The 22547-nt window shown below is 68.8% G+C and carries 19 protein-coding genes; 11 read left to right on the plus strand and 8 right to left on the minus strand.

The window, feature by feature from the left end:
- Window positions 1–8: 8 nt before the first annotated feature.
- From atoS to ABNQ38_RS00305, 8 genes are all read left to right on the plus strand, one after another.
- Complete coding sequence (atoS, locus tag ABNQ38_RS00270) at window positions 9–1859, plus strand: two-component system sensor histidine kinase AtoS (RefSeq protein WP_377805104.1); 1851 nt, start codon at window positions 9–11, stop codon at window positions 1857–1859.
- Window positions 1856–3277, plus strand: a complete 1422-nt coding sequence (gene atoC, locus ABNQ38_RS00275; RefSeq protein ID WP_377805105.1) for an acetoacetate metabolism transcriptional regulator AtoC — start codon at window positions 1856–1858, stop codon at window positions 3275–3277. Before atoS ends, atoC begins: the two co-directional genes overlap by 4 nt.
- 390 nt (window positions 3278–3667) lie before the next feature.
- Window positions 3668–4330 carry a CoA transferase subunit A gene (locus ABNQ38_RS00280; protein ID WP_109047543.1) on the plus strand — a complete coding sequence of 221 codons (663 nt, stop codon included), beginning with the start codon at window positions 3668–3670 and terminating at the stop codon, window positions 4328–4330.
- Entirely contained in the window at window positions 4323–4979 is a 657-nt protein-coding gene (locus ABNQ38_RS00285) for a 3-oxoacid CoA-transferase subunit B (protein WP_377805106.1), read from the plus strand. Before ABNQ38_RS00280 ends, ABNQ38_RS00285 begins: the two co-directional genes overlap by 8 nt.
- 106 nt (window positions 4980–5085) lie before the next feature.
- Entirely contained in the window at window positions 5086–6459 is a 1374-nt protein-coding gene (locus ABNQ38_RS00290) for a TIGR00366 family protein (protein WP_377805107.1), read from the plus strand.
- A 106-nt stretch (window positions 6460–6565) separates the two neighbouring features.
- Entirely contained in the window at window positions 6566–7741 is a 1176-nt protein-coding gene (locus ABNQ38_RS00295; RefSeq protein ID WP_377805108.1) for an acetyl-CoA C-acetyltransferase, read from the plus strand.
- 83 nt (window positions 7742–7824) lie between these two features.
- Complete coding sequence (locus ABNQ38_RS00300; RefSeq protein WP_377805109.1) at window positions 7825–8040, plus strand: hypothetical protein; 216 nt, start codon at window positions 7825–7827, stop codon at window positions 8038–8040.
- A 47-nt stretch (window positions 8041–8087) separates the two neighbouring features.
- Window positions 8088–9779, plus strand: a complete 1692-nt coding sequence (locus tag ABNQ38_RS00305) for a methyl-accepting chemotaxis protein (protein ID WP_377805110.1) — start codon at window positions 8088–8090, stop codon at window positions 9777–9779.
- Window positions 9780–9862: 83 nt separating this feature from the next.
- Here ABNQ38_RS00305 and ABNQ38_RS00310 read toward each other — a convergent pair whose 3' ends face one another.
- The 5 genes from ABNQ38_RS00310 to ABNQ38_RS00330 are packed head-to-tail and all read right to left on the minus strand — an operon-like array spanning window position 9863 to window position 16206.
- A complete protein-coding gene (locus ABNQ38_RS00310) occupies window positions 9863–10840 on the minus strand; it encodes a phosphatidate cytidylyltransferase (RefSeq protein WP_377805111.1) in 978 nt (325 codons plus the stop codon).
- Window positions 10837–11511: a lysophospholipid acyltransferase family protein gene (locus tag ABNQ38_RS00315; protein ID WP_377805112.1), complete on the minus strand. Its 675-nt coding sequence runs from the start codon at window positions 11509–11511 to the stop codon at window positions 10837–10839. The genes ABNQ38_RS00310 and ABNQ38_RS00315 overlap by 4 nt, the downstream gene beginning before the upstream one ends.
- Entirely contained in the window at window positions 11508–12203 is a 696-nt protein-coding gene (locus tag ABNQ38_RS00320; RefSeq protein ID WP_377805113.1) for a CDP-alcohol phosphatidyltransferase family protein, read from the minus strand. The genes ABNQ38_RS00315 and ABNQ38_RS00320 overlap by 4 nt, the downstream gene beginning before the upstream one ends.
- A complete protein-coding gene (locus ABNQ38_RS00325; protein WP_377805114.1) occupies window positions 12200–15613 on the minus strand; it encodes an acyl-[ACP]--phospholipid O-acyltransferase in 3414 nt (1137 codons plus the stop codon). Before ABNQ38_RS00325 ends, ABNQ38_RS00320 begins: the two co-directional genes overlap by 4 nt.
- A complete protein-coding gene (locus ABNQ38_RS00330; protein WP_377805115.1) occupies window positions 15610–16206 on the minus strand; it encodes a TetR/AcrR family transcriptional regulator in 597 nt (198 codons plus the stop codon). The genes ABNQ38_RS00325 and ABNQ38_RS00330 overlap by 4 nt, the downstream gene beginning before the upstream one ends.
- Before the next feature lie 217 nt (window positions 16207–16423).
- On the opposite strand from ABNQ38_RS00330, the gene ABNQ38_RS00335 reads away from it, so the two are divergent.
- The 3 genes from ABNQ38_RS00335 to ABNQ38_RS00345 are packed head-to-tail and all read left to right on the plus strand — an operon-like array spanning window position 16424 to window position 18654.
- Entirely contained in the window at window positions 16424–16837 is a 414-nt protein-coding gene (locus ABNQ38_RS00335) for a DUF350 domain-containing protein (RefSeq protein ID WP_098735762.1), read from the plus strand.
- Window positions 16838–16856: 19 nt separating this feature from the next.
- Complete coding sequence (locus ABNQ38_RS00340; RefSeq protein ID WP_377805116.1) at window positions 16857–17441, plus strand: DUF1190 domain-containing protein; 585 nt, start codon at window positions 16857–16859, stop codon at window positions 17439–17441.
- Window positions 17442–17445: 4 nt separating this feature from the next.
- Entirely contained in the window at window positions 17446–18654 is a 1209-nt protein-coding gene (locus tag ABNQ38_RS00345) for a glutathionylspermidine synthase family protein (RefSeq protein ID WP_377805117.1), read from the plus strand.
- A gap of 12 nt (window positions 18655–18666) precedes the next feature.
- Here ABNQ38_RS00345 and ABNQ38_RS00350 read toward each other — a convergent pair whose 3' ends face one another.
- The 3 genes from ABNQ38_RS00350 to ABNQ38_RS00360 are packed head-to-tail and all read right to left on the minus strand — an operon-like array spanning window position 18667 to window position 22505.
- Window positions 18667–19419 (minus strand): isochorismatase family protein, encoded by a 753-nt coding sequence (locus tag ABNQ38_RS00350; RefSeq protein ID WP_377805118.1) that lies wholly within the window; start codon window positions 19417–19419, stop codon window positions 18667–18669.
- Between the two features lie 17 nt (window positions 19420–19436).
- The gene (locus ABNQ38_RS00355; protein WP_377805119.1) at window positions 19437–20753 is read right to left on the minus strand and encodes a nicotinate phosphoribosyltransferase; all 1317 of its coding nucleotides are present in this window, start codon (window positions 20751–20753) and stop codon (window positions 19437–19439) included.
- Between the two features lie 30 nt (window positions 20754–20783).
- Complete coding sequence (locus tag ABNQ38_RS00360) at window positions 20784–22505, minus strand: NAD+ synthase (RefSeq protein WP_377805120.1); 1722 nt, start codon at window positions 22503–22505, stop codon at window positions 20784–20786.
- Between the last annotated feature and the right edge of the window lie 42 nt (window positions 22506–22547).

Raw genomic sequence — 22547 nt, forward strand, 5'->3', positions numbered from 1 at the left:
TGGGCGCCATGTGGCCCCTTGACTGGATCCGCCGTTCCCTGCCGAGCACCCTGCGCGGCAAGCTGCTTCTGGTTTCGCTCGCCGTGGTGGTTCTCCCCATCTCGCTGACCGGCTATCTGCTGGAGCGGGAGGGGCGGCAGGCACTGGTCCGGGAAAAGTCGGAGAAGCTCTTCGGTCTGACGCGCCTGCTGGATGCTCATCTCGGCCCCGGCTTCGCCCCTTTGCTGGCCGATGCCGGTGTTCCGGCCGGCGACCGCGATGCCGCCATCCGGGTCCTGTCGGGCCGGCTGACCCCCTTCACCGACATGATTGCCGGGGCGAATCCCGGCGTGGGGGTCGGCTATTACAGCAAAGCGCTCAACGCCATCATCACCTATGGGCCGAGCCGGGACTACAGCGCGACGGTCGGCACCACGATACCGCCGGAGCATCCGGGCTGGCATGTGCTGGAAAGCGGCAGGCAGGCCGTCGAGAGCGGCCGGCAGGTGCGCGGCTTCATCCTGAACGCGATGCTGCCCATCCTCCGCGACGGCGGCGTGATCGGCTACATCTGGGCCAATGAGCTTTCCGACGATGTGGAGCGGCAGGCCGCCGCCATGGACCGGGCGGTCCTGACCGTCAGCCTTGGCGGAATACTGCTCGGGCTTGTGCTGACGCAGGTGCTGACGCGCGGGGTCGGCCGCGACATCCGCCAGATCATCGACGGCCTGCTGCGCATGCGGAGCGACCTTGGCGACGCGATCCGGCCGCCGCCGGGCGAGGTCGGCGCCATCGCGGTCGAGGTCAACGCCATGGCCCGCGCCCTGCTGGATGCCAAGTCCCTGACCGAGAACATCCTGCACAGCATCGCCGATGGCGTGATCGCCGTGGATCGGGCCGGGCAGGTCACGGCACTCAATCCGGCTGCCGAGGCGATGATCGGGGTGAGCGCCGCCGAGGTGATCGGCAGACCCTATGAGTCCCTGTTCAAGCCGGATGGCCGCTTCGCCAGCCCGCTGCTCGACACGCTGAAGACCGGCCGGCAGCATGTCGGCGTGGCGCTGGATTTTCCGGGGACCAGACAGACGCTTCATCTCACGGTATCGAGCAGCGTGCTGCGCGACAGCCATGGCGAGGCCATCGGCGCGGTGGTGGTGCTGAAGGATCTGACCGAGCAGCAGCGGCTCCGCACCCAGATCATGCGGGCCGACCGGCTGGCGGCGCTGGGCGAGCTGGTCGCCGGCCTCGCCCACGAGGTGCGCAACCCGCTGACCTCGATCCGCGGCTTCATGCAGTTCCTTGAAAGCTCCGACGATGTCGCCGAGTGGCAGCGCTATGCCCCCTTGATCGTGCGGCAGGTCGACAGCCTGAACCGCCTCGTCACTGAACTGCTGGAATTCGGCCGGCCCCGCCCACCGGCCTTCCTGCCGGTACAGCTGAACGATCTGATCCGCGAGGTGTCCCTGCTGGCCGGGCGCAAGTCGAACGCCCGCATCGCCCTGCATCCCGCCCCCGACCTGCCCCTGGCCGAAGCCGACGGCGAGGCGCTGAAGCAGGTCATGCTCAACCTGATCATCAACGCGGTCCAGGCGACCTCGGAAACCGGAGGCATCGCCATCGCCACCGCCATGGCGGCAGATGGCCGCGAGGCCGTCATCACGGTGAGCGACGACGGCGAAGGAATCGCGCCGGAGAACCTCGACAAGGTGTTCGATCCCTTCTTTTCGACCAAGCCGCAGGGGACCGGGCTCGGGCTGGCGATGGCGCACCGGATCGTCGACGCGCATCATGGAACCATCGCCATCGCCAGCGTGCCGGGTGCCGGCACCACGGTGACCCTGCGGATTCCCATCCTTCACAACCGGGCGGTTGACGCATGACGACCCAGTTTCCTGTCCTGCAGACCATTTCGGCGCCGGCCGTCCTGGTGGTGGACGACGACGAGGCGATCCGCGAGATGCTCGCCGCGGTGCTGACGCGCGACGGGCTGTCGGTGACCACCGCCGCCGACGGCGTGGAGGCGGTCGCCGCCTTCGCCGCACAGCGCCATGCCGTGGTGCTGATGGATGTCCGCATGCCGCGGATGACCGGGTTGCAGGCGCTGGCGGAAATCCGCAAGCTCGACCGCTCCACCGCGGTGATCCTGATGACCGCCTATGCCGAGGTTGGTGCCGCGGTCCAAGCGATCAAGGATGGCGCATTCGACTATGTCATCAAGCCCTTCGACATCGCGGAGATCCTGCTGCAGGTCGGGCGGGCGTTGCAGATGCGCCGGATGCGCGACGACATCGCCACCCTGCACCGCGAACTGTCCAGCAGCTATCGCACCGACCGCATCCTGACCGCCAGCCCGCGCATGAGCGAGCTTCTCCAGACCATCGCCAAGGTCGCCAAGAGCAACGCCACCGTACTGGTGACCGGCGAGAGCGGGACCGGCAAGGAGCTGGTGGCGGCGGCCATCCACTACAACAGCCCGCGCAATGCCGGCCCCTTCGTCAAGGTCAACTGCGCCGCGGTGCCGGAAGGGCTGCTGGAAAGCGAGTTCTTCGGCCACGAGAAGGGGGCCTTCACCGGGGCGCAGGCGCGCCGCCGCGGCCGCTTCGAGCAGGCCGGGCACGGCACCCTGTTCCTCGACGAGATCGGCGACATCTCCCCCAGCTTGCAGGTGAAGCTGCTGCGCGTGCTTCAGGAGCGTGAGTTCGAGCGGGTCGGCGGCGCCGAACTGGTGCGCACGGATGTGCGCGTCATCGTCGCCACCAACCGCAACCTTGAGGAGATGGTCCGCCAGGGGCTGTTCCGGCAAGACCTCTATTTCCGGCTGAATGTCGTAACCCTCAGGACCGTGCCGCTGCGCGAACGCCCGGAGGATGTCCGCCTGCTCGCCAGCCATTTCCTGCAACGCTTCGCCGCCGAGAACCGCATCGAGGTCAGCGGCATCGACGAGCAGGCGATGGAGCGCCTGCTGGCCTACCGCTGGCCGGGCAACATCCGCGAACTGTCCAATGCGATGGAGCGTGCGGTGGTGATGAGCACCGGTGCCATGATCGTCACCGAGGATCTGCCGGAGCAGATCGCCGGGCAGGCCGGGGACAGCGAGGCGGCAGCCGAAAACGACGGTGATGGCGCTGCCGCCCCGTCCGCCGCCGGCAGCCTGCGTGAACAGGTCAGCCGCTTCGAGGCGCGGGTGGTGGCCGAGGCGTTGGCCCGCAACGACGGCAACCGGATGAAGACGGCCCAGCAGTTGGGGATCAGCCGCCGGTCCCTGCTCTACAAGCTACAGGAATACGGCATCTCCTGAACGGCCCGCCTGAGGGGGCTGCTGCGCAAGTTTTTGCGCAGCACGCACAAAGTTGCGCACCGGACGGGGCGGCGGGGCCGGCTTTCTCCCGGTTCCGGCCGGCAGCATTCGCCGAACTCCCAGGTATATGCTGGATTTCTCCGCCATCCGGCCCGGAGCCGGCGATTGGCACATCCATTGCTAGAGTGTGGGTATATCGGCTGGCTTCGACGGTCCACGGCAATGGCCTGGATGTCGCGGGTTCCCCGATCGCAGCGCTATGAAACCAAGAATGAGCGCGCGGTCCACCTCTTAAGGATCCCCGTCCGGGATCCCGGGGCGGGCTCCGCGCCCGCGGGGCTGCCGGCGGAAATCGATCCGTCGCACCCCGACGTCCAAGGGAGACGTCGAATGAGTAAAGTGCGAAAGCTGGAAGAGGCCGTCGCCATGATTCCCGACGGCGCGGTTTTGATGATCGGGGGCTTCATGGGGGTCGGCACGCCGCCCCACCTGATCGATGAATTGCTCCGCCAGGGCAAGCGCGACCTGACGGTCATCGCCAACGACACGGCCCGCCCCACCGTGGGCATCGGCCGGCTGGTCACGGCGAAGGTGGTGCGCAAGGTGATCGCCAGCCACATCGGCACCAATTCCGAGACACAGCGCCAGATGATCGCCGGCGAGACCGTGGTCGAGCTGGTGCCGCAGGGCACGCTGGCCGAGCGGGTGCGGGCCGGCGGCTTCGGTCTGGGTGGCGTGCTGACCCCCACCGGCGTCGGCACGGTGGTCGAGGAGGGCAAACAGCGCATCGAGCTGGACGGCACGGTCTATCTGCTGGAAACGGCGCTGAAGGCCGATTTCGCCCTGATCGCCGCCAAGCGGGCCGATTATCTGGGAAATCTCGAATACGCGCTGACGGCGCGCAACTTCAATCCGCTGATGGCGATGGCCGCCGAAACGGTGATCGCCGAGGCCGAGGACATCGTGCCGGTGGGCGTCATTCCGCCCGACAGCGTCGTCACCCCGAATGTGCTGGTCGACTGCCTGGTCGCCAAGGAGCGTCGCCATGGATGAGAAAACCCTGATCGCCAAGCGCGTCGCGCAGGAACTGCGGCCGGGCAACCTGGTGAATCTCGGCATCGGCCTGCCAACCATGGTCGCCGCCCATCTGCCGGCCGGCGTCAACGTCTTCTTCCAGTCGGAGAACGGCATCATAGGCATGGCCCCGGTCCCCGAACCGGGAGCGGAGAACGAGGATCTGAGCGATGCCGGCGGCAGCCCGATCGGTGCCGTTCCGGGGGCCGCGTCCTTCGACAGCGCGATGTCCTTCGGCCTGATCCGCGGCGGACATCTGGACGTGACCGTGCTGGGCGGCCTCCAGATCGACGAGGAGGGTCGGCTTGCCAACTGGATGGTGCCCGGCAAGATGGTGCCCGGCATGGGCGGTGCGATGGATCTGGTCTCCGGCGCCAAGCGGGTGATCGTCGCCATGCAGCACAGCGCGAAGGGCACGCCCAAGATCGTCAAGCGCTGCGAACTGCCACTGACCTCGGTCCGGCGCGTCGACCTGATCATCACCGAACTGGCGGTGATCGAGCCGACGGACAAGGGGCTGGTGCTGCGGGAGGTCGCGCCCGGCGTCACCGTCGCCGACGTGCTGGCCCAGACCGGGGCCGAGCTGATCGTCCCGTCCGCCGTGCCGACCATGCCGGTCGCTGCCTGACCGTCGCCATCCATGCATCGTCAGCATCGGGGAACCGTCCTCCCCGCGCCGTCCGGCCGTGCAGCCGGCGGCGCGGGAACGGCCCCCCTCGTGCCGGAGACCCGCCATGAGCGTCACCACAGCCCCCCCGCCGGCGCCGGAGACCAGCGCCCGCTTCAACCCGATCACGCCGATTTCCCGTGCCCTGACCTGGCTGGTCAGCCGCTATCTGCCTGACCCGCTGATCTTCGCCATCATCCTGACCGTGCTGACCTTCGGCTTCGCCTGGTGGCTGACGCCGAGCAGTCCGGTCGATCTGGTGCGCATGTGGGGCAACGGCTTCTGGAACCTGCTGGCCTTCTCGATGCAGATGGCGCTGGTGCTGGTCACCGGCCATTCGCTCGCCAGCTCCGAGCCGGTGCGCAACGTCATGGGCCGGGTGGCCTCCATCGCCAGGACGCCGGCCCAGGGCGTCATGCTGGTCTGCTTCGCCGCCGCCGTTACCAACGTCGTCAACTGGGGCTTCGGCCTCGTCGTCGGCGCCATGTTCGCCCGCGAGGTGGCCCGCCGCGTCCCGAAATCGGACTACCGGCTGCTGATCGCCTCGGCCTATATCGGCTTCATGACGTGGCATGGCGGCTTCTCCGCCTCGGTTCCGCTGGTCGCCGCGACCAAGGGCAATCCGATGGAGAAGACGGTCGGCCTGATCCCGATCTCCGACACCATCTTCACCACCTACAATGTCGGCATCACGCTGGCGCTGATCGTCGTCCTGCCGCTGATCTGCTGGATGATGCACCCGAAGCCGCATGAGGTCGTGGCGGTCGATCCGGCCCTGCTGAAGCCGGAACCCTCGACCAAGCGCGTCCTCGGCCCCGACGCCAGCCCGGCTGAAAAGCTGGAGGAGAGCCGCGTCCTCGGCTTCGTCGTCGCCGCACTCGGCATCGGCTACCTGTTCCTGCACTTCCAGGCCAAGGGCTTCGACCTCAACATCAACACGGTCAACCTGATCATGCTGGTGGCCGGACTGATCCTGCACGGCACGCCGATGGCCTATGCCCGCGCCGTCGCCAACGCCGCCCGCGGCACCGCCGGCATCATGGTGCAGTTCCCCTTCTACGCCGGCATCCAGATCATGATGGAGCATTCCGGCCTGGGCGGGCTGATCACCAACCTGTTCGTCGACATCGCCAACAAGGAAACCTTCCCGGTCCTCGCCTTCCTGTCGTCGGGCCTGATCAACTTCGCCGTCCCGTCGGGCGGCGGCCATTGGGTGGTGCAGGGTCCCTTCATCATGCCGGCCGCCCAGCAGCTCGGCGTCGATCTCGGCAAGGCCGCCATGGCCATCGCCTATGGCGAGGAGTGGATGAACATGGCCCAGCCCTTCTGGGCGCTGCCGGCGCTCGCCATCGCCGGGCTGGGGGTGCGCGACATCATGGGCTACTGCGCGACGGCCCTGGTCATCACGCTGCCCATCTTCCTGATCGGCCTTTATTTCTGAGCCTTTGCGACCGACCAGCCGCCGCGCTCCACCGTACGGACGCGGCGGCCTTCCTTCCTGCAAGACATAACGTTCCGGCAAGACACATCGTTCTTAGGAGTCCTCCATGACCGAGATCGTCATCGCCAGCGCGGTCCGCACCGCCATCGGCAGCTTCAACGGCGCGCTGGCGTCCGTCCCCGCCCATGAACTCGGTGCCACCGCGATCCGCGAGGCGCTGTCGCGCGCCCATACCGACGCCGCCGAGGTGTCCGAGGTGGTGCTGGGCCAGGTGCTGACCGCCGGCCAGGGCCAGAACCCCGCCCGTCAGGCCGCGGTGAAGGCCGGCATCCCGGTCGAAAAGACCGCCTTCGGCATCAATCAGGTCTGCGGCTCCGGCCTGCGCTCGGTGGCGCTCGGCTGGCAGGCGATCCGCTGCGGCGACGCCGAGGTGATGGTGGTCGGCGGCCAGGAGAACATGAGCCTGTCGCCCCACCTCATGCATCTGCGCAACGGCACCAAGATGGGCACGGCCGAGATGCTCGACAGCATGATCCGGGACGGGCTGTGGGAGGCGTTCCACAACTACCACATGGGCACCACCGCCGAGAATGTCGCCCGCGCCTGGGACCTGAGCCGCGAACGGCAGGACCAATTCGCGGTTGCCTCGCAGCAGAAGGCGGAGGCCGCGCAGAAGGCCGGCCGCTTCAAGGACGAGATCGTCCCGGTCGCCATCAAGGGCCGCAAGGGAGACACCATCGTCGACAGCGACGAGTATCCCAAGCACGGCACCACGCTGGAGGCGCTGGCCAAGCTGCGCCCGGCCTTCGCCAAGGACGGCACGGTGACCGCCGGCAACGCCTCCGGCCTCAATGACGGCGCCGCCGCGCTGGTGCTGATGACGGCGGAGAACGCCGCCCGGCGCGGGCTGACTCCGCTGGCGCGCATCGCCTCCTGGGCGACGGCCGGCGTCGATCCCAGCATCATGGGCACCGGGCCGATCCCGGCCTCGAAGCAGGCCTTGCAGAAGGCCGGCTGGTCGGTGGACGACCTCGACCTGATCGAGGCGAACGAGGCTTTCGCGGCACAGGCGCTGGCGGTCAATGCCGGGATGGGCTGGGACGAGAGCCGGGTGAACGTGAATGGCGGCGCCATCGCGCTCGGCCATCCCATCGGTGCGTCGGGGGCCCGCATCCTGGTCAGCCTGCTGCATGAGATGGGCCGGCGCGACGCCCGCAAGGGCCTCGCCACCCTGTGCATCGGCGGCGGCATGGGCGTCGCCCTCTGCGTCGAGCGCGCCTGACCTGATCGAGACATGCGGAGCCGCCGATGCCCTCAGATGGCAGCGGCTCCGCGACCATTTGTACCCTTTTGAAGGATAGTAGTATGGCAGAGATTATCGAGGTGTCCGTCACCCTCCACATCGCGGTCGCCGACGCCTCTGACGGGCCGGCCCTCGCCCTGCGGGCGGCGGAACATTTCAGCCATGTCAGTCACGCCCAGATCGCCGCGTTCAACGAGGTGAACCGGGTCCATTCCGCGGACCATGGCACCGTCGAAGCGGTGACCAGCATCGTCGCCGGTGCGGGCCGCGGCTCGTAACGTCGATCCGGCTTCCGGAAGCGGGCCGGAAAGAGGGAAACAGCATCATGCGTTTGTCAGAGCTGCCGCTGCGGTGGCGAATCGGATTCCTCGCGTCGCTGTCGATCATCGCCGCCGGGCTGGTGGCGGCGGTCGGCGGCCATTTCGTCAACCGTGCGCTGGTCGAGCAGCGGATGAACAGCGTCCGCTTCATCGCCGAGAGCGGCGGCAGCATCGCCGCCCGCTTCCACAGGCTGGCGCAGGACGGCGTGATGAGCGAGGAGGATGCGAAGGAGCGCGCCAAAACGGCCATCGGCGCCATGCGCTACGCCGACGGGGAGTATCTGTGGATCTGGACCTCGCAGGTCATCAACGTCATGCATGCCAACCCGGCGCTGATCGGCAAGAGCGGTGCCGAGATCCGCGACCGCAACGGCGTCTATGTCATCCGCGAAGCGGTGCGCGGCGCCCTGACGCCGGTGCCGGAGTTCGTGACCTACGAATGGCCGCGGCCCAACGATCCCAAGGGGCCGACCTACGAGAAGCTCGCCTATTCCGTCCATTTCGAGCCATGGGACTGGGTGATCGGCACCGGCGTCTATACCGACGACCTGCGCTCCGCCTTCGTCGGCATGATGACCGTCTTCGGGCTGGTGGTCGCCGGGCTGTCGGCGCTGGCCCTCCTGCTGGGCTGGGCGGTCGCCCGCAGCGTGACGCGTCCGCTGTCGCGGGTGCATGGCGTCATGCTGCGCCTTGCCGACCATGATCTGGACGCCGAGGTTCCCGAACGCGGGCGGCGGGACGAGATCGGCGGCATGGCGCGCACGCTGGAGGTCTTCAAGGAGAACATCCTGCGCAACCGTCAGATGGAGCAGGAGCGCCGCAGCGCCGCCGTCCAGGCCGCCGCGGAAAAGCGGGCGGCGGTGGTCGATCTGGCGAACTGGTTCGAAAGCCGGGTCGGCCGCATCGTCGACCAGCTCGGACAGTCGGCCAGCGGTTTCCAGCAAACCGCCTCGCACCTGTCCGGCGCGGTCCGCAAGGCCGAGCAGGACTGCACGTCGGTGGCCTCGGCCTCCGAGCAGGCGTCGGTCAATGTGCAGGCCGTCGCATCCGCTGCCGAGGAGATGTCGACGGCGATCCGCGGCCTGTCGGCGCGGGTGGTGCAGGCGGCCCAACGGTCCAAGGTGACCGCCGAGCGGGCGGAGCAGGCCCGCGGCCATCTGGATGCGCTGTCCGCCGCCATCGAGCAGGTCGATCAGGTCGTCGCGTCGATCAACGCCGTCGCCTCCCAGACCAATCTGCTGGCGCTGAATGCGACCATCGAGGCGGCCCGCGCCGGCGAAGCGGGCAAGGGGTTTGCCGTGGTTGCCAGCGAAGTCAAGAATCTGGCGAGCCAGACCCATGCGATGACCGAGCAGATCGGCCAGCAGATCGGCACCGTGAAGGCGGCGTCGGACCGGACCGTGGAGGCGATGCGCGGCATCATCGGGCAGGTGGAGCAGATCGACCAGTCGGCCGCCGAGATGGCCGCCTCGGTCGAGCAGCAGAGTGCGGCGACCGACGAGATCAGCCGCAACGCCCAGCAGGCCGCCCTCGGCACCAACGAGGTCTCGCACAGCGTGGTCGACATCCAGAAGGCCGAGCGGGAGAGCGGGGTGGCCGCCGGTCAGGTCAAGCAGTCCGCCGACACGCTGGCGACCGACGCGGGCCTGCTGAAACGCGAACTGGACGCGTTCCTGGCGGAGATCCGCGCTGCCTGAGGCCCGTTCGTCATGCAATTGCACGAACGCCCCGGTTTGCAGGAGCCGGGGCGTTCGTGCGTCCAGACTGCCGGCGCTTGTGGTCAGGTGAACCAGTAACGCGTGAGATGGAAGAACAGCGGCGCGGAGAACACGACGGAATCGAGACGGTCGAGGACGCCGCCATGCCCTTCGATCATCGTGCCCCAATCCTTGACGCCGAGGTCGCGCTTCATCGCCGACAGGACGAAGCCGCCGAAGAATCCGGCGATGACGATGAACAGCGACATCGCCGCCGCCTGGAGCGGCGAGAAGGGCGTGATGACGTGCAGGCCGGTGCCGATGGCGATGGCGGTCAGCCCGCCGCCGACCAGCCCCTCCACCGTCTTGGACGGGCTGATGCCGGGCGACAGCCGCGTCTTGCCCCACAGCTTGCCGAACACATACTGGAAGACGTCGCTCAGCTGCGCCACCGTCATCAGATACAGCAGCAGCAGGGCGGGGGGCAGGTTATAGCCGGGGATGTCGAGCCACAGCAGGGCCGGCGCATGGCTGGTGCAGTAGACCGCCAGCATCAGCCCCCACTGCGCCTTGGCGGTGCGGGTCAGGAAGTCGGTGGTGTCGGCGCCCAGCACCGACAGCGACGGCAGCGCCATGAACACATAGACCGGGATGAAGATCGAGAACAGCCCGTACCAGCCGATCCCGACCAGCCAGTATTGCAGCGGCACGACCACGAAGAAGGACAGGAACAGCCCGGCATGGTCGCCGCGCCGGGTGGGCGTCAGCGTGATGAACTCGCGCAGCGCCAGATAGGAGAGCAGGGCGAACAGCACCAGCGTCACCCCGCTGCCCAGCAGCATCGCCGCGGCGAACAGCGCCACCATCACCCACCAAGACCGGATGCGGGCGTTCAGGTTGCGCACCGTGTCGCGCCCGGCCGGCGTCTTCACCCGATAGGCCAGCACGGCGCCGATCAGCGTGGCGACGACCAGCAGGCCGAGGGCGGCGCCCGACAGCCAGAGGAACAGCGGCTCGGTGGTCGTGAAAACAGTCATCACTGAGTTGATCACGCTGCTCATCGGGCGGTCCGTTGGTCGGAAGGTTGGGAGGCGGGTTGGGTATTGGGCTGGGAGGCGGGACGGGACAGCGACACCAGCGCGTCGCGTGCCCGTCCCAGGAATGCCGCCTTGTCCTCGCCTGCGATCCCTTGCAGCGGCGCGCCGAAGCGCATGGTGCAGATCAGCGGCACCAGCAGCGGCATGCCCTTCGGCATCACGCGGTGCAGATTCTCGATGAAGACGGGCACCAGTTCCGCAGACGGCACCCGCTGGGAAAGGTGGTAAAGTCCGCTCTTGAAGGGGGCGACGGTGCCATCGCCGCGCGTGCCCTCGGGAAAGAGGATCAGCGATTGCCCGCTTTCCAGAACCGCCGCCATGGCGTCCATCACCTCCGCCGTCGCCTTGCCGGTGCGGTCGACCAGCAGCGCGTTCAGGCAACCCACCGCCACCGCACGGCGCAGGGCTGAACCGCCCCAATAGTCGAGCGCCGCCACCGGATGGGTGCGCGCCCGCAGCTTCGCCGGCAGGGCCGCCATGACGGCCAGCGTGTCGAGATGGCTGGTGTGGTTGGCGAAATAGATGCGCGGAGTGTCCGTGGGAGCGCTGCCTTCCCAGCTTGCGCGGGCGCCGACCAGAAGGCGGGTCAACCCGAGCAGACCGTGGCGGAGCGCCGGTTGGAACAGAGGGATCATGACCGGACCTCCGGGTGATGGGCTTCCAGATGTTGGGCATTCAGGCGGCGGGCGATGCCGAGCGTGCGCGTCGCGACGGTCAGCAGGCTGCCGGCCATGATGATCCAGGCCGCTGCGAGCAGGCTGTAGCGCGTCCCCCACAGCACATGCTCGACCGCCTGGGCGAGCAGGGCAACGGTCAGGGCGGCCATGCGGCGCTGCTTGGCCATCACGCCGCCGAAATCCTGCGCCAGCCCGAGCGCGCCGCCGAAGGTGCGGACATAGGCGGTCATCATGGCGGCCAGCGCCGCCGCCCAGCCGAGCCAGGGCAGGCCGGCGGCATAGCCCAGCGGCACCAGGAAGGCGGTGTCGGCAACGCGGTCGGGGATTTCGTTGTAGAGCGCGCCGACCGGCGATCCCTTGCCGCCCTCCACCGCGACCATGCCGTCGAGCAGGTTGCAGACGAGGCGCAGCTGGACGCACAGCGCGGCGCCGATCCAGGCCAGCACGCCGCCCTGGAGCAGAAGGGCACCGCCGATTGCCGCCCACACCGCCGACAGCAGCGAGATCTGGTTGGGTGTCACCGGCGTCTTGGTCAGCCACGCCGCCAGCCTCTGCGCCCAGCGGGCCGACCGGGTGGCGATGGGGCGGCGGTCGGCGGCAGCGGTTTTGGCGGCCGCAGCCTTGGCGGCGGTTGCGGAGGTCTCCATCATGCAGGCTCCTTGGCTGCGGCGTCCGCGGCGAACCGCGTCACGGCCGGATAATCGGTCTTGCCGGTGCCCAGCAGCGGGACGGCGTCGATGCGCAGGATGTCGCGCGGAATGGCGATCTCGGGCGCTCCCCTGGCCCGTGCGGCGGCGACCAGCGCATCGCGGGTCAGCACGGTGCCGGTGGTCGCCAGCACGATCCGCTCGCCGCGCTTGGCATCGGGCAGGGCGACGGCGGCATGCGTGGCGTCCGGATCGGCGAGGCTCGCCAGCTCTTCGACGAGGCCGAGCGGGATCATCTCGCCCGCCACCTTGGCGAAGCGCTTGACCCGGCCGACGATGCGGATGAAGCCGTCGGCGTCGATCTCGACGATGTCGCCGGTGTCGTGCCAGCCATCCTGCGGCGGCTGGATCACGCCGGGGCGGTCGGCGTGCAGATACCCCTTCATCACGTTCGGCCCGCGCACCCGCAGCCGCCCGCCGGCATCGACGCCGGGCACCGGCACCAGTTCGGTCTCGATGCCGGGCAGGGCCTGCCCGACGCTGCCGGGACGGAAGCGGGCCGGGGTGTTGACGGCGATCACCGGCGCGGTCTCGGTGGTGCCGTAGCCCTCCAGCAGATGGACACGCAGCCGTTCGGTGTAGACGCGACGCGTCTCATCCTGGAGCCGCTCGGCCCCGGCGAAGACGAGGCGCAGCGAGCGGTAGTCGTAGGGGTCGGCCGACCGCGCCCAGGCGTTCAGAAAGAAGTCGGTGCCGAACAGGACGGTGGCGTTGGTCTGATAGACCAGTTCCGGGATCAGCCGGACATGGCGCGGGTTGGGGTAGAGCACCGTCTTCACCCCGTTCAGGATCGGCAGCAGCATGCCGCCGGTCAGGCCGAAGGAGTGGAAGACGGGTAGGCAGTTGAACACCACGTCCTGACGGTTGAAGTCCACCACAGACGCCACCTGTGCCATGTTGGCGAGCAGGTTGCCATGGCTGAGCGCCACGCCCTTCGGCGGCCCCTCCGATCCGGAGGTGAAGAGGATGGCGGCGATGTCGTCGGCACTGCCCTGCGGCGGCAGCAGCCGTTCCGGCGCCAGCAGAGCCGCCAGGGCGCGCAGCTTGTCGCCCAGCCGCAGCCCGCGCTTGACCTCTTCCAGATGGATGATGGCATGGTCGGCGGCCAGCGCCTCGACCAGCGCGCCGAGGCGGGCCTTCTCGATGAACTGGGCGGAGGTGACGATCCGGCGCACCCTGGCGGCGCGGCAGGCGGCCTTCACCGCGTCCGGCCCGGCGGTGAAGTTCAGCATGGCGGCGGGCCGTCCATGGGCGGCGAGTCCGAAGAACACCGCCGCCGTCGGCGAGGCGGTCGGCAGCAGCACGCCCACCGGCTCGTCCGCTTCCGTGCCGCGCGTCAGGATGCGGCCGAGCACCAGGGCGCGGGCCGCCAGCGCCCGGTAGGACAGGGTGGAGAAATCGCCGTCCTGCACGGCCTCCTCGCGTGCCCCGGCCTTGCGGCGGGCGTCGAGCAGGGCCAGCATCAGCGTCTCCTGCCGCGGGCGGGCGGCGAAGACGCTCTCCGTCATCACGCGCGACAGCCAGGACTTCAGGGCGGCGCGCCGCTTCTTGCCGACCAGACCACCGACATCCGGCGTCCTGACCGGCGGCAGCACGGTGATGGTGATGTGCGGGAACAGGCCGAGCCGCAGCCGGCCCTTCATCCGCGACAGGACCGAGCGCTGGGCGCCTTCGATGCAGACCGGCACCACCGGGCAGAGCGCCTTGTCGGCCAGCATGCCGGGGCCGCCGTTGATCTTCATCAGCGACCCGGTGACGGTGATCCGCCCCTCCGGGAAGACGCAGACCTTGTCGCCCTCGGCAAGGGCGCGGGCCAGGATACGGGTGCCGAGCGGGTTGGTCGGATCGATGGTGACATGGTCGGCGATTGCCAGGAACGGCTTGACCAGCGGGTGCCTGGCGATGTGGGTGTCGACCGCGAAGCGCATGCCCGGCAGGAAGGCGGCGAGGAGCGCGCCGTCGAGGAAGGACTGGTGGTTCGGCGTCACCACGGCGGCGCCATCGAGAGTTGTCAGATGCTCCGCCCCGCGAACCTCGACACGGAAAGCCAGCCGGAACAGGCCGCGGAAGACGGCGCGCATCAGCGCCTGCGCATCGACGGCGAGCGCCATCACGACGGCGACCGCCATGCTGGCGCCGCCCACCGACGCGACGGTCAGCGGCGAGGCTCCCAGCGCCAGCATCCCGGCGGCGACCGCCGAGCCGGCCACCATGTAGAGCGCGTTGACCACATAGGCGGCGGCGATGACGCGGGCTCGGGCCCCCGGTGCGGCGCGATGCTGGATCAGCGCATAGAGCGGAACGGCGAAGGCGCCCCCGGCGGCGGCGATGACGAAGAGGTCGGCCAGCAGCGGCAGCGCCCAGGGCTGGGCCAGCAGGGCCAGCGGCGACAGCGGTACCAAAGCCGGGGCGGCCGGGGTCAGCAGGGGCAGGAGGGCGCCCGCCACGGCGGCGACCAGACCGGCCAGCGCGGCGCGGCCGGCATCGGCGGTGGACGGCGTGCGGTGGCTGAGGCCGGCATACACCGAGCCGGCGGCCACGCCGATGGCGAACACCGCCAGCAGCAGGGTGGCGCCGCCGCTGTCGGTTCCCAGCGTCTCGCGGGCGATGGACGGGAATTGCGCCATCACCACCGCGCCGACGCCCCAGAACACCGAGATGCCATGGATCGCCCGCATCGACGCCCTGTCTCCGGCGACCGAGCGCAGCACCCGCACAGTCACCGACAGCGGGTTGAGCCCGACGGCCACCGCCGGGTCGGCATTGCCGGCGCGCGGGATGAACAGCGACGCGGCCAGACCCAGCAACGCGGAAGCGCCGAGCATGCCCGGCACCGCCCAGGGGTGGAGCAGGGCCAGCGAGCCGCCAGCGATGGTGCCCAGCAGGATGGCGACGAAGGTTCCGGCCTCGACCAGACCGTTGGCGGCGGTCAGTTCGGAGGGGTCGAGCAGGTCGGGCAGCAGGCCGTACTTGACCGGCCCGAACAGCGTCGAATGGGCGCCCATGCCGACCAGCGCGACGATCAGGACGGGCAGGTCGGCGGCGACGATGCCCCAGGAGGCCAGCGCCATCAGGCCGATTTCCGCCAGCTTGACGATGCGGGCGATCACCGTGCGGTCGTAGCGGTCGGCCAACTGGCCGGCGCTGGCGGACAGCAGCAGGAAGGGCAGGGTGAAGGCGCCCGCCGCCAGGGTGGAGATCATTGCCCCGCTCAGCGCGCCCTCGCCGGACACGCCATAGACCGCCAGCACCGCGATGGCGCCGCGCAGGACATTGTCGCCGAAGGCGCCGAGGAACTGGGCGAGGAACAGCGGCAGGAAGCGCCGCGACGCGAGAAGGGATGACGCGTTCATTGTCCGGCTCCTGTCCTGGCGGTGAGGGGGGCGGTGGGGGTTGCGATCCCGGTGAGGATCGCGTCGGCGATCGGGTCGGCGAGGCTGGAGAGCGGCGCCGTCTGCCGGCCGTAAACCTGCGACTGCACGTTCAGCACGATGGCGCCGATGACGATGTGGGACAGCGCATCGCGGTCGGCCGGCACGATGCTGCCCTCCGCGATCCCGTCGGCGACGATGCCGCAGATCACGTCGACCGGCGTTTCCTGGCCCTGGGGCACCAGCGGCAGCGATTCATGCTGCGACAGCAGGAGGAAGCGGGTGCGGTCGGGAGCCGCCTCCGCCAGATGGAAGGCGTGATGGATCACCCGCCGCAGCCGCTCCGGCGCCGGACCCTGGCCCGCCGCCTCGCGCAGGCTCTGCGACATGGCGGTGTATTCCGCCGCGAACAGGTCGGCCGCCAGCTCCTCCTTGCTCGGCCAGTGGCGGTAGAGCGCTCCTTCCGATACCCCTGCCGACCGGGCGATGTCGCGGACCGTCGTCGCCTTCACCCCTTTTTGGGCGAACAGCGCGATGGCGGCATCGCGGACCTTGTGGCGAACGTCGGTGGACATGACGCCTCCGTGTGAATGAATGTTCACTCACAAGGTGACGAGGCCATTTCACGGGCGCAACGACAAATAAGTATAGGGTGCGGCGTTCCCGGCCCAGCTCATGGATATACCACCTATGAGCCGCTGCAGTTCACCCCCAGCCATGCCGATCCGTCCTTGTCGAACGCCCACGAACGATGCAACGCTAGGGGGTAGCGATGCAACGTTGGATGAAGATATGACGCCGGTTCTCCAGTCTCTGACAACCCTTCCGTCATATCTGCTGTTCGCCGTCGTGATGCTGGGGTTCCTGCTGCTGTTCATCCTGGCCTACACTGCCGTCACCCCCTATCGCGATCTGGCCCTGGTCCGTCAGGGGAATACGACCGCGGCCCTGACCCTGGGCGGCGCCATGATCGGCTTCGCCCTGCCGTTAATGAGCGTCGCCTCCCACACCACCAACATCCTCGATCTGGCGGTGTGGGGCGTGATCGCGCTGGTGTCGCAGCTGTTGGTCTATGTCATCGGCTCGCGCGTGCTGCTGCCGGATTTCCGTGCCGGTGTCGAAGCCGACCGCACCGCCTACGGCATCCTGCTCGCCAGCCTGTCCATCGCGGTCGGGCTGCTGAATTACGGCTCGCTGACCTATTGATCTGAGGAAAGGCTTTCCGATGAAGCGCTCGCGCACCGTCGCGGCCCTGTTGCTGGGCGGCATCAGCCCGCTCCTGTTCGCCTGCGGCGAAGACGGCCCAGAGGAGGCGACCGTCTATCCCTCGATCGAGGCCTGCACCGCCGAGAAGCCGGCAAACGACTGTGCCGAGGCCTTTGCCGCCGCCCGCGACGAGCATCTGGCGGGCGCTCCCCGTTTCGCCAGCCGGGAGGCCTGCGAGGCCGAGATGGGCGATGGCGCCTGCACCCCGGCCAACGAGGGCGTCGGAAGCGGCACGGGGAGCATCTTCGTTCCGGCGCTGGTCGGCTTCATGATCGGCCGCAGCCTGACCGGCGGCTACGCCCAGCCGGTCTATTTCGACCGCCAGGGCTACGCCCGCAGCGGCAACACCCGGATCGCCGAGACGCCGCTGCCGCCGCAGCGCCGGGACGAGATTCGCCAGGGCAGCGGGGGCGTGGCCTCCAGTTCCGGGTCCTACTACCGGCCGGGCTCGGGCAATTCGGGCAAGTCCTTCACGGTCACCACCAGCGGGCGTAGCGCCGGCTTCGGCTCGACCGGGTCGTCACGCGGCTTTTCGGGGAGTTGAGACGATGGAGCGTGTACCCACGGCCCCCCGCCCGCAGTGGCAGGCCAAGCTCGACGAGATCGGCTTTCCCTTCCACACCGACGCCGACGGCACGGCCTATTGGGATGAAAGCGCCTATTGGCGCTTCTCCCTCGCCGAAATCGAGACGCTGGAGGCCGCCGCCGAGGAGGTTTACCGGCTCTGCGAGGAGGCGGTCGGCCATGTCGTGTCGCGGGGCCTGTACGAGGCGGTCGGACTTCCCCGTTGGGCGGCTCCCGCCATCGAAGCGAGCTGGAACGAGCGCGAAGGGCGGGACATGCCCCTCTACGCCCGTTTCGACTTCGCCTGGGACGGCAAGGGTGGGCCGCCGAAGGCGCTGGAGCTGAATGCGGAAACGCCGACCTCGCTCTACGAGACCGCCGTCGCCCAATGGTGCTGGCTTCAGGACGTGCATCCGGACGCCGACCAGTTCAACAGCCTGGAAGAAGCCCTGGTCGAGCGCTGGCAGGCGCGGATGCAGGCTTTCCCCGCGCTGGCGTCGCAGGCCGAGGCGGTGCATTTCGCCTGCCTGATGCCGCATCCGGAGGACGAGGCGACCATCGCCTATCTCCAGACCCTGGCCCTGCGGGCCGGCATGACCACCAAGGCAATGCCGATCCAGGCGATCCGCTACGACGACGCCTCCGGCTGCTTCCTGGACGATGCCGGCCTGCCGATCCGGCACCTGATGAAGCTATATCCCTGGGACTGGATGATCCGGGAGGAGACCGGCCGCGAACTGGCGACCGCGGCCGCGGAAGGGCGGATCCGGATGATCGAGCCGGCCTGGAAAATGGTGATGGCGTCGAAGGGGCTGTTCGCCCTGCTGTGGGAGCTGAACCCCGGCCACCCCAACCTGTTGCCGACCTCGCTCGACCGCACCGGCTTTCCGGCGGGAGCCACGGTGGTGGCGAAGCCGCTGCTCGGCCGCGAGGGCAGCAACGTCAGCATCGCCACCCTCGACGCCGCCGGCTTCCCGGTCGGGCAGCCGGTTGCCCAGACCGAAGGGCCCTATGGCGAGGAAGGCTGGGTGTACCAGTCCTTCACGCCGCTGGCGGAGGCCGACGGCAACCATGCCGTCTTCGGCGTCTGGATGGCCGGCGACAGGGCCTGCGGTCTGGGAATCCGCGAGGACCGCGCGCTGATCACCGGCAACACCAGCCGCTTCGTCCCGCACCTGATCGCGCCGGCCTGACGGCGCTTGCGGTCACGCACCGCGGAAGGCAAGCTCATCGGCGATGATGGCGCCGCTCGCCTGCATCAGATACAGCCCGATGTGGTGGGCGACCGCCTGCGGGTGGGCCGCGGTGTCGGGCAGGCCGAGGCCGCGGGCGGTGTCGAGCGGCAAGTCGTAGGTGGAGCAGCCCGGCTCATACACGACGATCTCGCGCAGCGGCCCGGTCATGCCGTGGTTGCGCGCCGACAGCAGGGCCTGCACCGCCTGAAGCACGCAGATGTCGGTGCAGATGCCGTCCACCACCAGCGTCTCGATGCCACTGGCGGCGATCCAGTCGAACAGCCGGTTTTGCCCCGTCGTCAGGTCGGTCGTCCCGACCACGCCGTTGATGCAGTCCTTGCGCATCAGCGTGACGCCGGGGGTGCCGTCCAGCCAGGACAGTTCCTCGACCAGATTTTCCTCGCCGGTGCCGGCCTCGCAATGGGGCGGGTACGGGTATTCGGGCTTGCCCGGCTCATGGGTGTCGAGGAAGACCGCAATTGGATAGCCGGCCGAGAGGAACAGCCGGTTCGTGCGGTCGATCTCGGCGATCATGCGGGAGACCTGGGCATTGGCGACCGGCGGCGCCAGATTGCCGCCGCCGATGGCGGCGAACCCGTTCACCGGATCGACGTCAAGCTTCCCAACCCGCTTGCCGGCCAGCGAGACGACGGTGCTGCGCACCGGCAGGGCGGCGGCGACGACCTCCAGAGCGGCGGCTGGGCTGACGATGGTTTCGGTCATGGCTGTTCTCCTCCGGTTCAGACCAGCACCGGGACGTTGGCGACGCCCTCGGTGCCGAAGATGGCGCGATAGCGGGCGACTTCGGCAGCCGGCCCGGTGGCCTTCTCGTAATTGTCGCTGAGCTTGACCGCCCCCTTCCAGGCGCCATCGACCTCGACCGCTGTCACCTTGCAGACGAGGCTCAGCGGATCGAGCCCCTGGCCGTTGCGCGGGTGGCAGTTCCGGAAGTCCGATGTCAGCAGCGTGCCCCAGCCGTAACCGTCTCGGATGCGGCCGCCGAAGGTCTGGTGAAGCGTCACGATGTCTTCGACATCCAGCCCGTCGCTGAACAGGACGCGCTTCTCGCGGGGATCGCGGCCGTGCCGTTCCAGCCACGCGATGTATTCCTCGCCCGCCGTCACCGGCTCCTTGCTGTCCACCCGCATGCCGGTCCAGTCCGCCACCCAGTCCGGCGCGTCCCGCAGGAACTGGGTCGACCCGAAGGTGTCGGGCAGGAACACCAGCATCGCGCCACCATAGGTCTCCTGCCACAGCCGCAGCACATCGTACTGCGCCACCCGCAGCTCGCCGTCGGTCCGCGCCAGTGCCGCGACCGTCGTCGGCAGCTCGTGCGCGTTGGTGCCGATGGCCTCCAGATCATGCTTCATGGCCAGATGGGTGTTGGAGGTGCCGATGAAGCGCGGGCCGAGTTCGGCCGCCATCGTCTCCACCACATATTCCTGCCAGAGGAAGCTGTGCCGCCGCCGCGTGCCGAAATCCGACAGGCTGAGATCCTCCAGCGGACGCAGCCGCTCGATCTTGTCCCACAGGCGGACCTTGGCGCGGGCATAGAGGATGTCGAGTTCGGTCTCGGTCATGCTGGCGAGCGCGGCGCGCGTCTTCAGTTCGTTGATGACGCTGAGGGCGTAGATCTCCCACATCGTCGTCATCGCCCACGACCCTTCGAAATCCAGGCGCCACTGGCCGTCCTCCTCCGACAGCCGGTAGTCGGGCAGGGCGAAATCCTCGGCGAGCCAGGCGACGAATTCGGGCCGGAAAATCCCGCGCTGACCATAGAAGGTGTTGCCCTGGAGCCAGACCGCCTCGGAGCGCTTCAGGCGCAGCGAGCGCACATTGTCCAACTGGCGGCGCAATTCGGCCTCGTCGATGATCCGGGCCAGCTTCACCGAGCGGGTGCGGTTGATCAGGCTGAAGCGGACCTTCACGTCGCGGAAATGCCGCCAGATGAATTGCAGCATCGCCAGCTTGTACCAGTCGGTGTCGAGCAGCGACCGGACGATGAAGTCGGTGGCGAAATTATGATTGTGGGCGCGGCCGCTGAAATTGACGAGCATGGCTGAAACCTCCTGTTTTCGCTGACCGGGTCACAGCCCGTAATGGTTGGTGACCGGCAGACGCCAGCCCGGCCCGTAGGTCCGTTCGGTGACGACGACGCCCGGAGGGCTCTGGTCGCGCTTGTATTGCGCCCGCGCCGTCATGCGGGCGATGCGCTCGGCATAGGCGGCGGAGATCGGCTGGCCGATGGCGGCGCTCGCCAGTTCGGCGGCACGGTCCGCCCCGTTCAGCCCCTCGACCATGGTGGCGAGCACCGCGTCCAGATGCTCGTAGGCGCCAAGCGCCTGCTCGTCGGTCTGCCCCTCGCGCAGTTCGGCGCTCGGCGGCTTGACGATGATACGGTCCGGCATCACGGCACCCTGCGGGCCGAGCAGCCCTTCGGCCCTGTGCGCGTTGCGCCAGCGCGCCAGCCGGAAGACCACCGTCTTGTAGACGTCCTTCAGCACCGAATAGCCGCCGCACATGTCGCCATAGAGGGTCGCATAGCCCACGCTCATCTCGCTCTTGTTGCCGGTGCTCAGCACCATCAGCCCAAGCCGGTTGGACAGGGCCATCAGGGTCATGCCGCGCGCCCGGGCCTGGACATTCTCGAAGGTGGTGTCCGCCGCCGGCACCGGCAGCCCATCGAAGACCGGGGCGAGCATGCCGTCGAAGGCGGCCATCGCCGGCGCAATCGGCACGGTCAGCAGGCGGGTGCCGAGCAGGGAAGCGGCCCGTTCGGCATCCTCCATGCTCTCCGCCGAAGTGTAGGGCGACGGCATGCGTACCGGCAGCACGCGCCCGGCCCCCAGCGCGTCCACCGCGACCGCGGCCGACAGGGCGCTGTCGATGCCGCCCGACATGCCGAGCACCACGCCGGGGAAGCCGTTCTTGTCGACGTAGTCACGCAGGCCCAGCACCAGCGCCCGATACATCGCCTCGGTCTCGTCGGGGTAGCCGTTCGGCAGCATGCCGAGCACGTCGCCGCGCCGCAGATCGACGCCGCCGTCCTCGCCGCGCTCCAGCGTGATATCGAACTCGCACTCCCGGAATCCGGCCTGGGCGATCACCAGCCCGGCCCGGTCCATCACATAGCTTCCGCCGTCGAACACCAGGCTGTCCTGTCCCCCGACCTGATTGACGTAGAGGACCGGCAGGCCGGTGGCCTTGACCGTGCGCCGGCCGATGGCGAGGCGGACCGCCTGCTTCCCGGTCCTGAAATGCGAGCCGTTCGGCACGATCAGAATCTCGGCCCCTTCGGCCGCCAGCGCCTGGGCGACCTTGCCGTGCCAGAAATCCTCGCAGATGGCGATGCCCAGGCGGAAGCCGCGGAAATCGACGGGCGAGGGCATCGGGCCGGGGGCGAAGACCCGCTTCTCGTCATAGACCTCGTCGTTCGGCAGCGTGTGCTTGAGTACGATCTTCATCGACCCGTCGGTCTCGATGAGGAAGGCGGCGTTGTAGGGCAGGGCGGCGCCGTCGAGCGGACCGCCGACCAGCACCGCCGGCCCGCCGTCGCCCCGCATCTCACCGGCCAGCGCGTCGAGCGCCGCGCGGAAATCGCGCCGGAAGCCGGGACGCAGCACCAGATCCTGAAGCGGATAGCCGCTGCCGAAACACTCGCTGAACACCAAAAGGTCGGCCTTGCCGCGATACTGCGCCCGATGGCGGCGGACGATGTCGAAGTTGCTCTGGAGCGCGCCGACCGTGGGGTTGGCCTGGACGCAGACGATGCGCAAAGTGGAAGAGATGGTGGTAGTGTCGTTGGACATGGCAAAGCTCCTTTGCCGAATGCCGCCGGTCTGTCCGGCGGG

It is taken from the genome of Azospirillum sp. A29 (assembly GCF_042604625.1).
Lineage (GTDB): Bacteria > Pseudomonadota > Alphaproteobacteria > Azospirillales > Azospirillaceae > Azospirillum > Azospirillum palustre.

Coding starts and splice junctions, on each gene's coding strand:
- ABNQ38_RS00290 (WP_377805107.1), top strand. CDS start 5,086: ATGAGCGTCACCACAGCCCCCCCGCCGGCGCCGGAGACCAGCGCCCGC.
- ABNQ38_RS00345 (WP_377805117.1), top strand. CDS start 17,446: ATGGAGCGTGTACCCACGGCCCCCCGCCCGCAGTGGCAGGCCAAGCTC.
- ABNQ38_RS00305 (WP_377805110.1), top strand. CDS start 8,088: ATGCGTTTGTCAGAGCTGCCGCTGCGGTGGCGAATCGGATTCCTCGCG.
- ABNQ38_RS00300 (WP_377805109.1), top strand. CDS start 7,825: ATGGCAGAGATTATCGAGGTGTCCGTCACCCTCCACATCGCGGTCGCC.
- ABNQ38_RS00285 (WP_377805106.1), top strand. CDS start 4,323: ATGGATGAGAAAACCCTGATCGCCAAGCGCGTCGCGCAGGAACTGCGG.
- ABNQ38_RS00340 (WP_377805116.1), top strand. CDS start 16,857: ATGAAGCGCTCGCGCACCGTCGCGGCCCTGTTGCTGGGCGGCATCAGC.
- atoS (WP_377805104.1), top strand. CDS start 9: ATGTGGCCCCTTGACTGGATCCGCCGTTCCCTGCCGAGCACCCTGCGC.
- ABNQ38_RS00310 (WP_377805111.1), bottom strand. CDS start 10,840: ATGAGCAGCGTGATCAACTCAGTGATGACTGTTTTCACGACCACCGAG.
- ABNQ38_RS00315 (WP_377805112.1), bottom strand. CDS start 11,511: ATGATCCCTCTGTTCCAACCGGCGCTCCGCCACGGTCTGCTCGGGTTG.
- ABNQ38_RS00355 (WP_377805119.1), bottom strand. CDS start 20,753: ATGCTCGTCAATTTCAGCGGCCGCGCCCACAATCATAATTTCGCCACC.
- atoC (WP_377805105.1), top strand. CDS start 1,856: ATGACGACCCAGTTTCCTGTCCTGCAGACCATTTCGGCGCCGGCCGTC.
- ABNQ38_RS00335 (WP_098735762.1), top strand. CDS start 16,424: ATGACGCCGGTTCTCCAGTCTCTGACAACCCTTCCGTCATATCTGCTG.
- ABNQ38_RS00360 (WP_377805120.1), bottom strand. CDS start 22,505: ATGTCCAACGACACTACCACCATCTCTTCCACTTTGCGCATCGTCTGC.
- ABNQ38_RS00295 (WP_377805108.1), top strand. CDS start 6,566: ATGACCGAGATCGTCATCGCCAGCGCGGTCCGCACCGCCATCGGCAGC.
- ABNQ38_RS00330 (WP_377805115.1), bottom strand. CDS start 16,206: ATGTCCACCGACGTTCGCCACAAGGTCCGCGATGCCGCCATCGCGCTG.
- ABNQ38_RS00350 (WP_377805118.1), bottom strand. CDS start 19,419: ATGACCGAAACCATCGTCAGCCCAGCCGCCGCTCTGGAGGTCGTCGCC.
- ABNQ38_RS00280 (WP_109047543.1), top strand. CDS start 3,668: ATGAGTAAAGTGCGAAAGCTGGAAGAGGCCGTCGCCATGATTCCCGAC.
- ABNQ38_RS00325 (WP_377805114.1), bottom strand. CDS start 15,613: ATGAACGCGTCATCCCTTCTCGCGTCGCGGCGCTTCCTGCCGCTGTTC.
- ABNQ38_RS00320 (WP_377805113.1), bottom strand. CDS start 12,203: ATGATGGAGACCTCCGCAACCGCCGCCAAGGCTGCGGCCGCCAAAACC.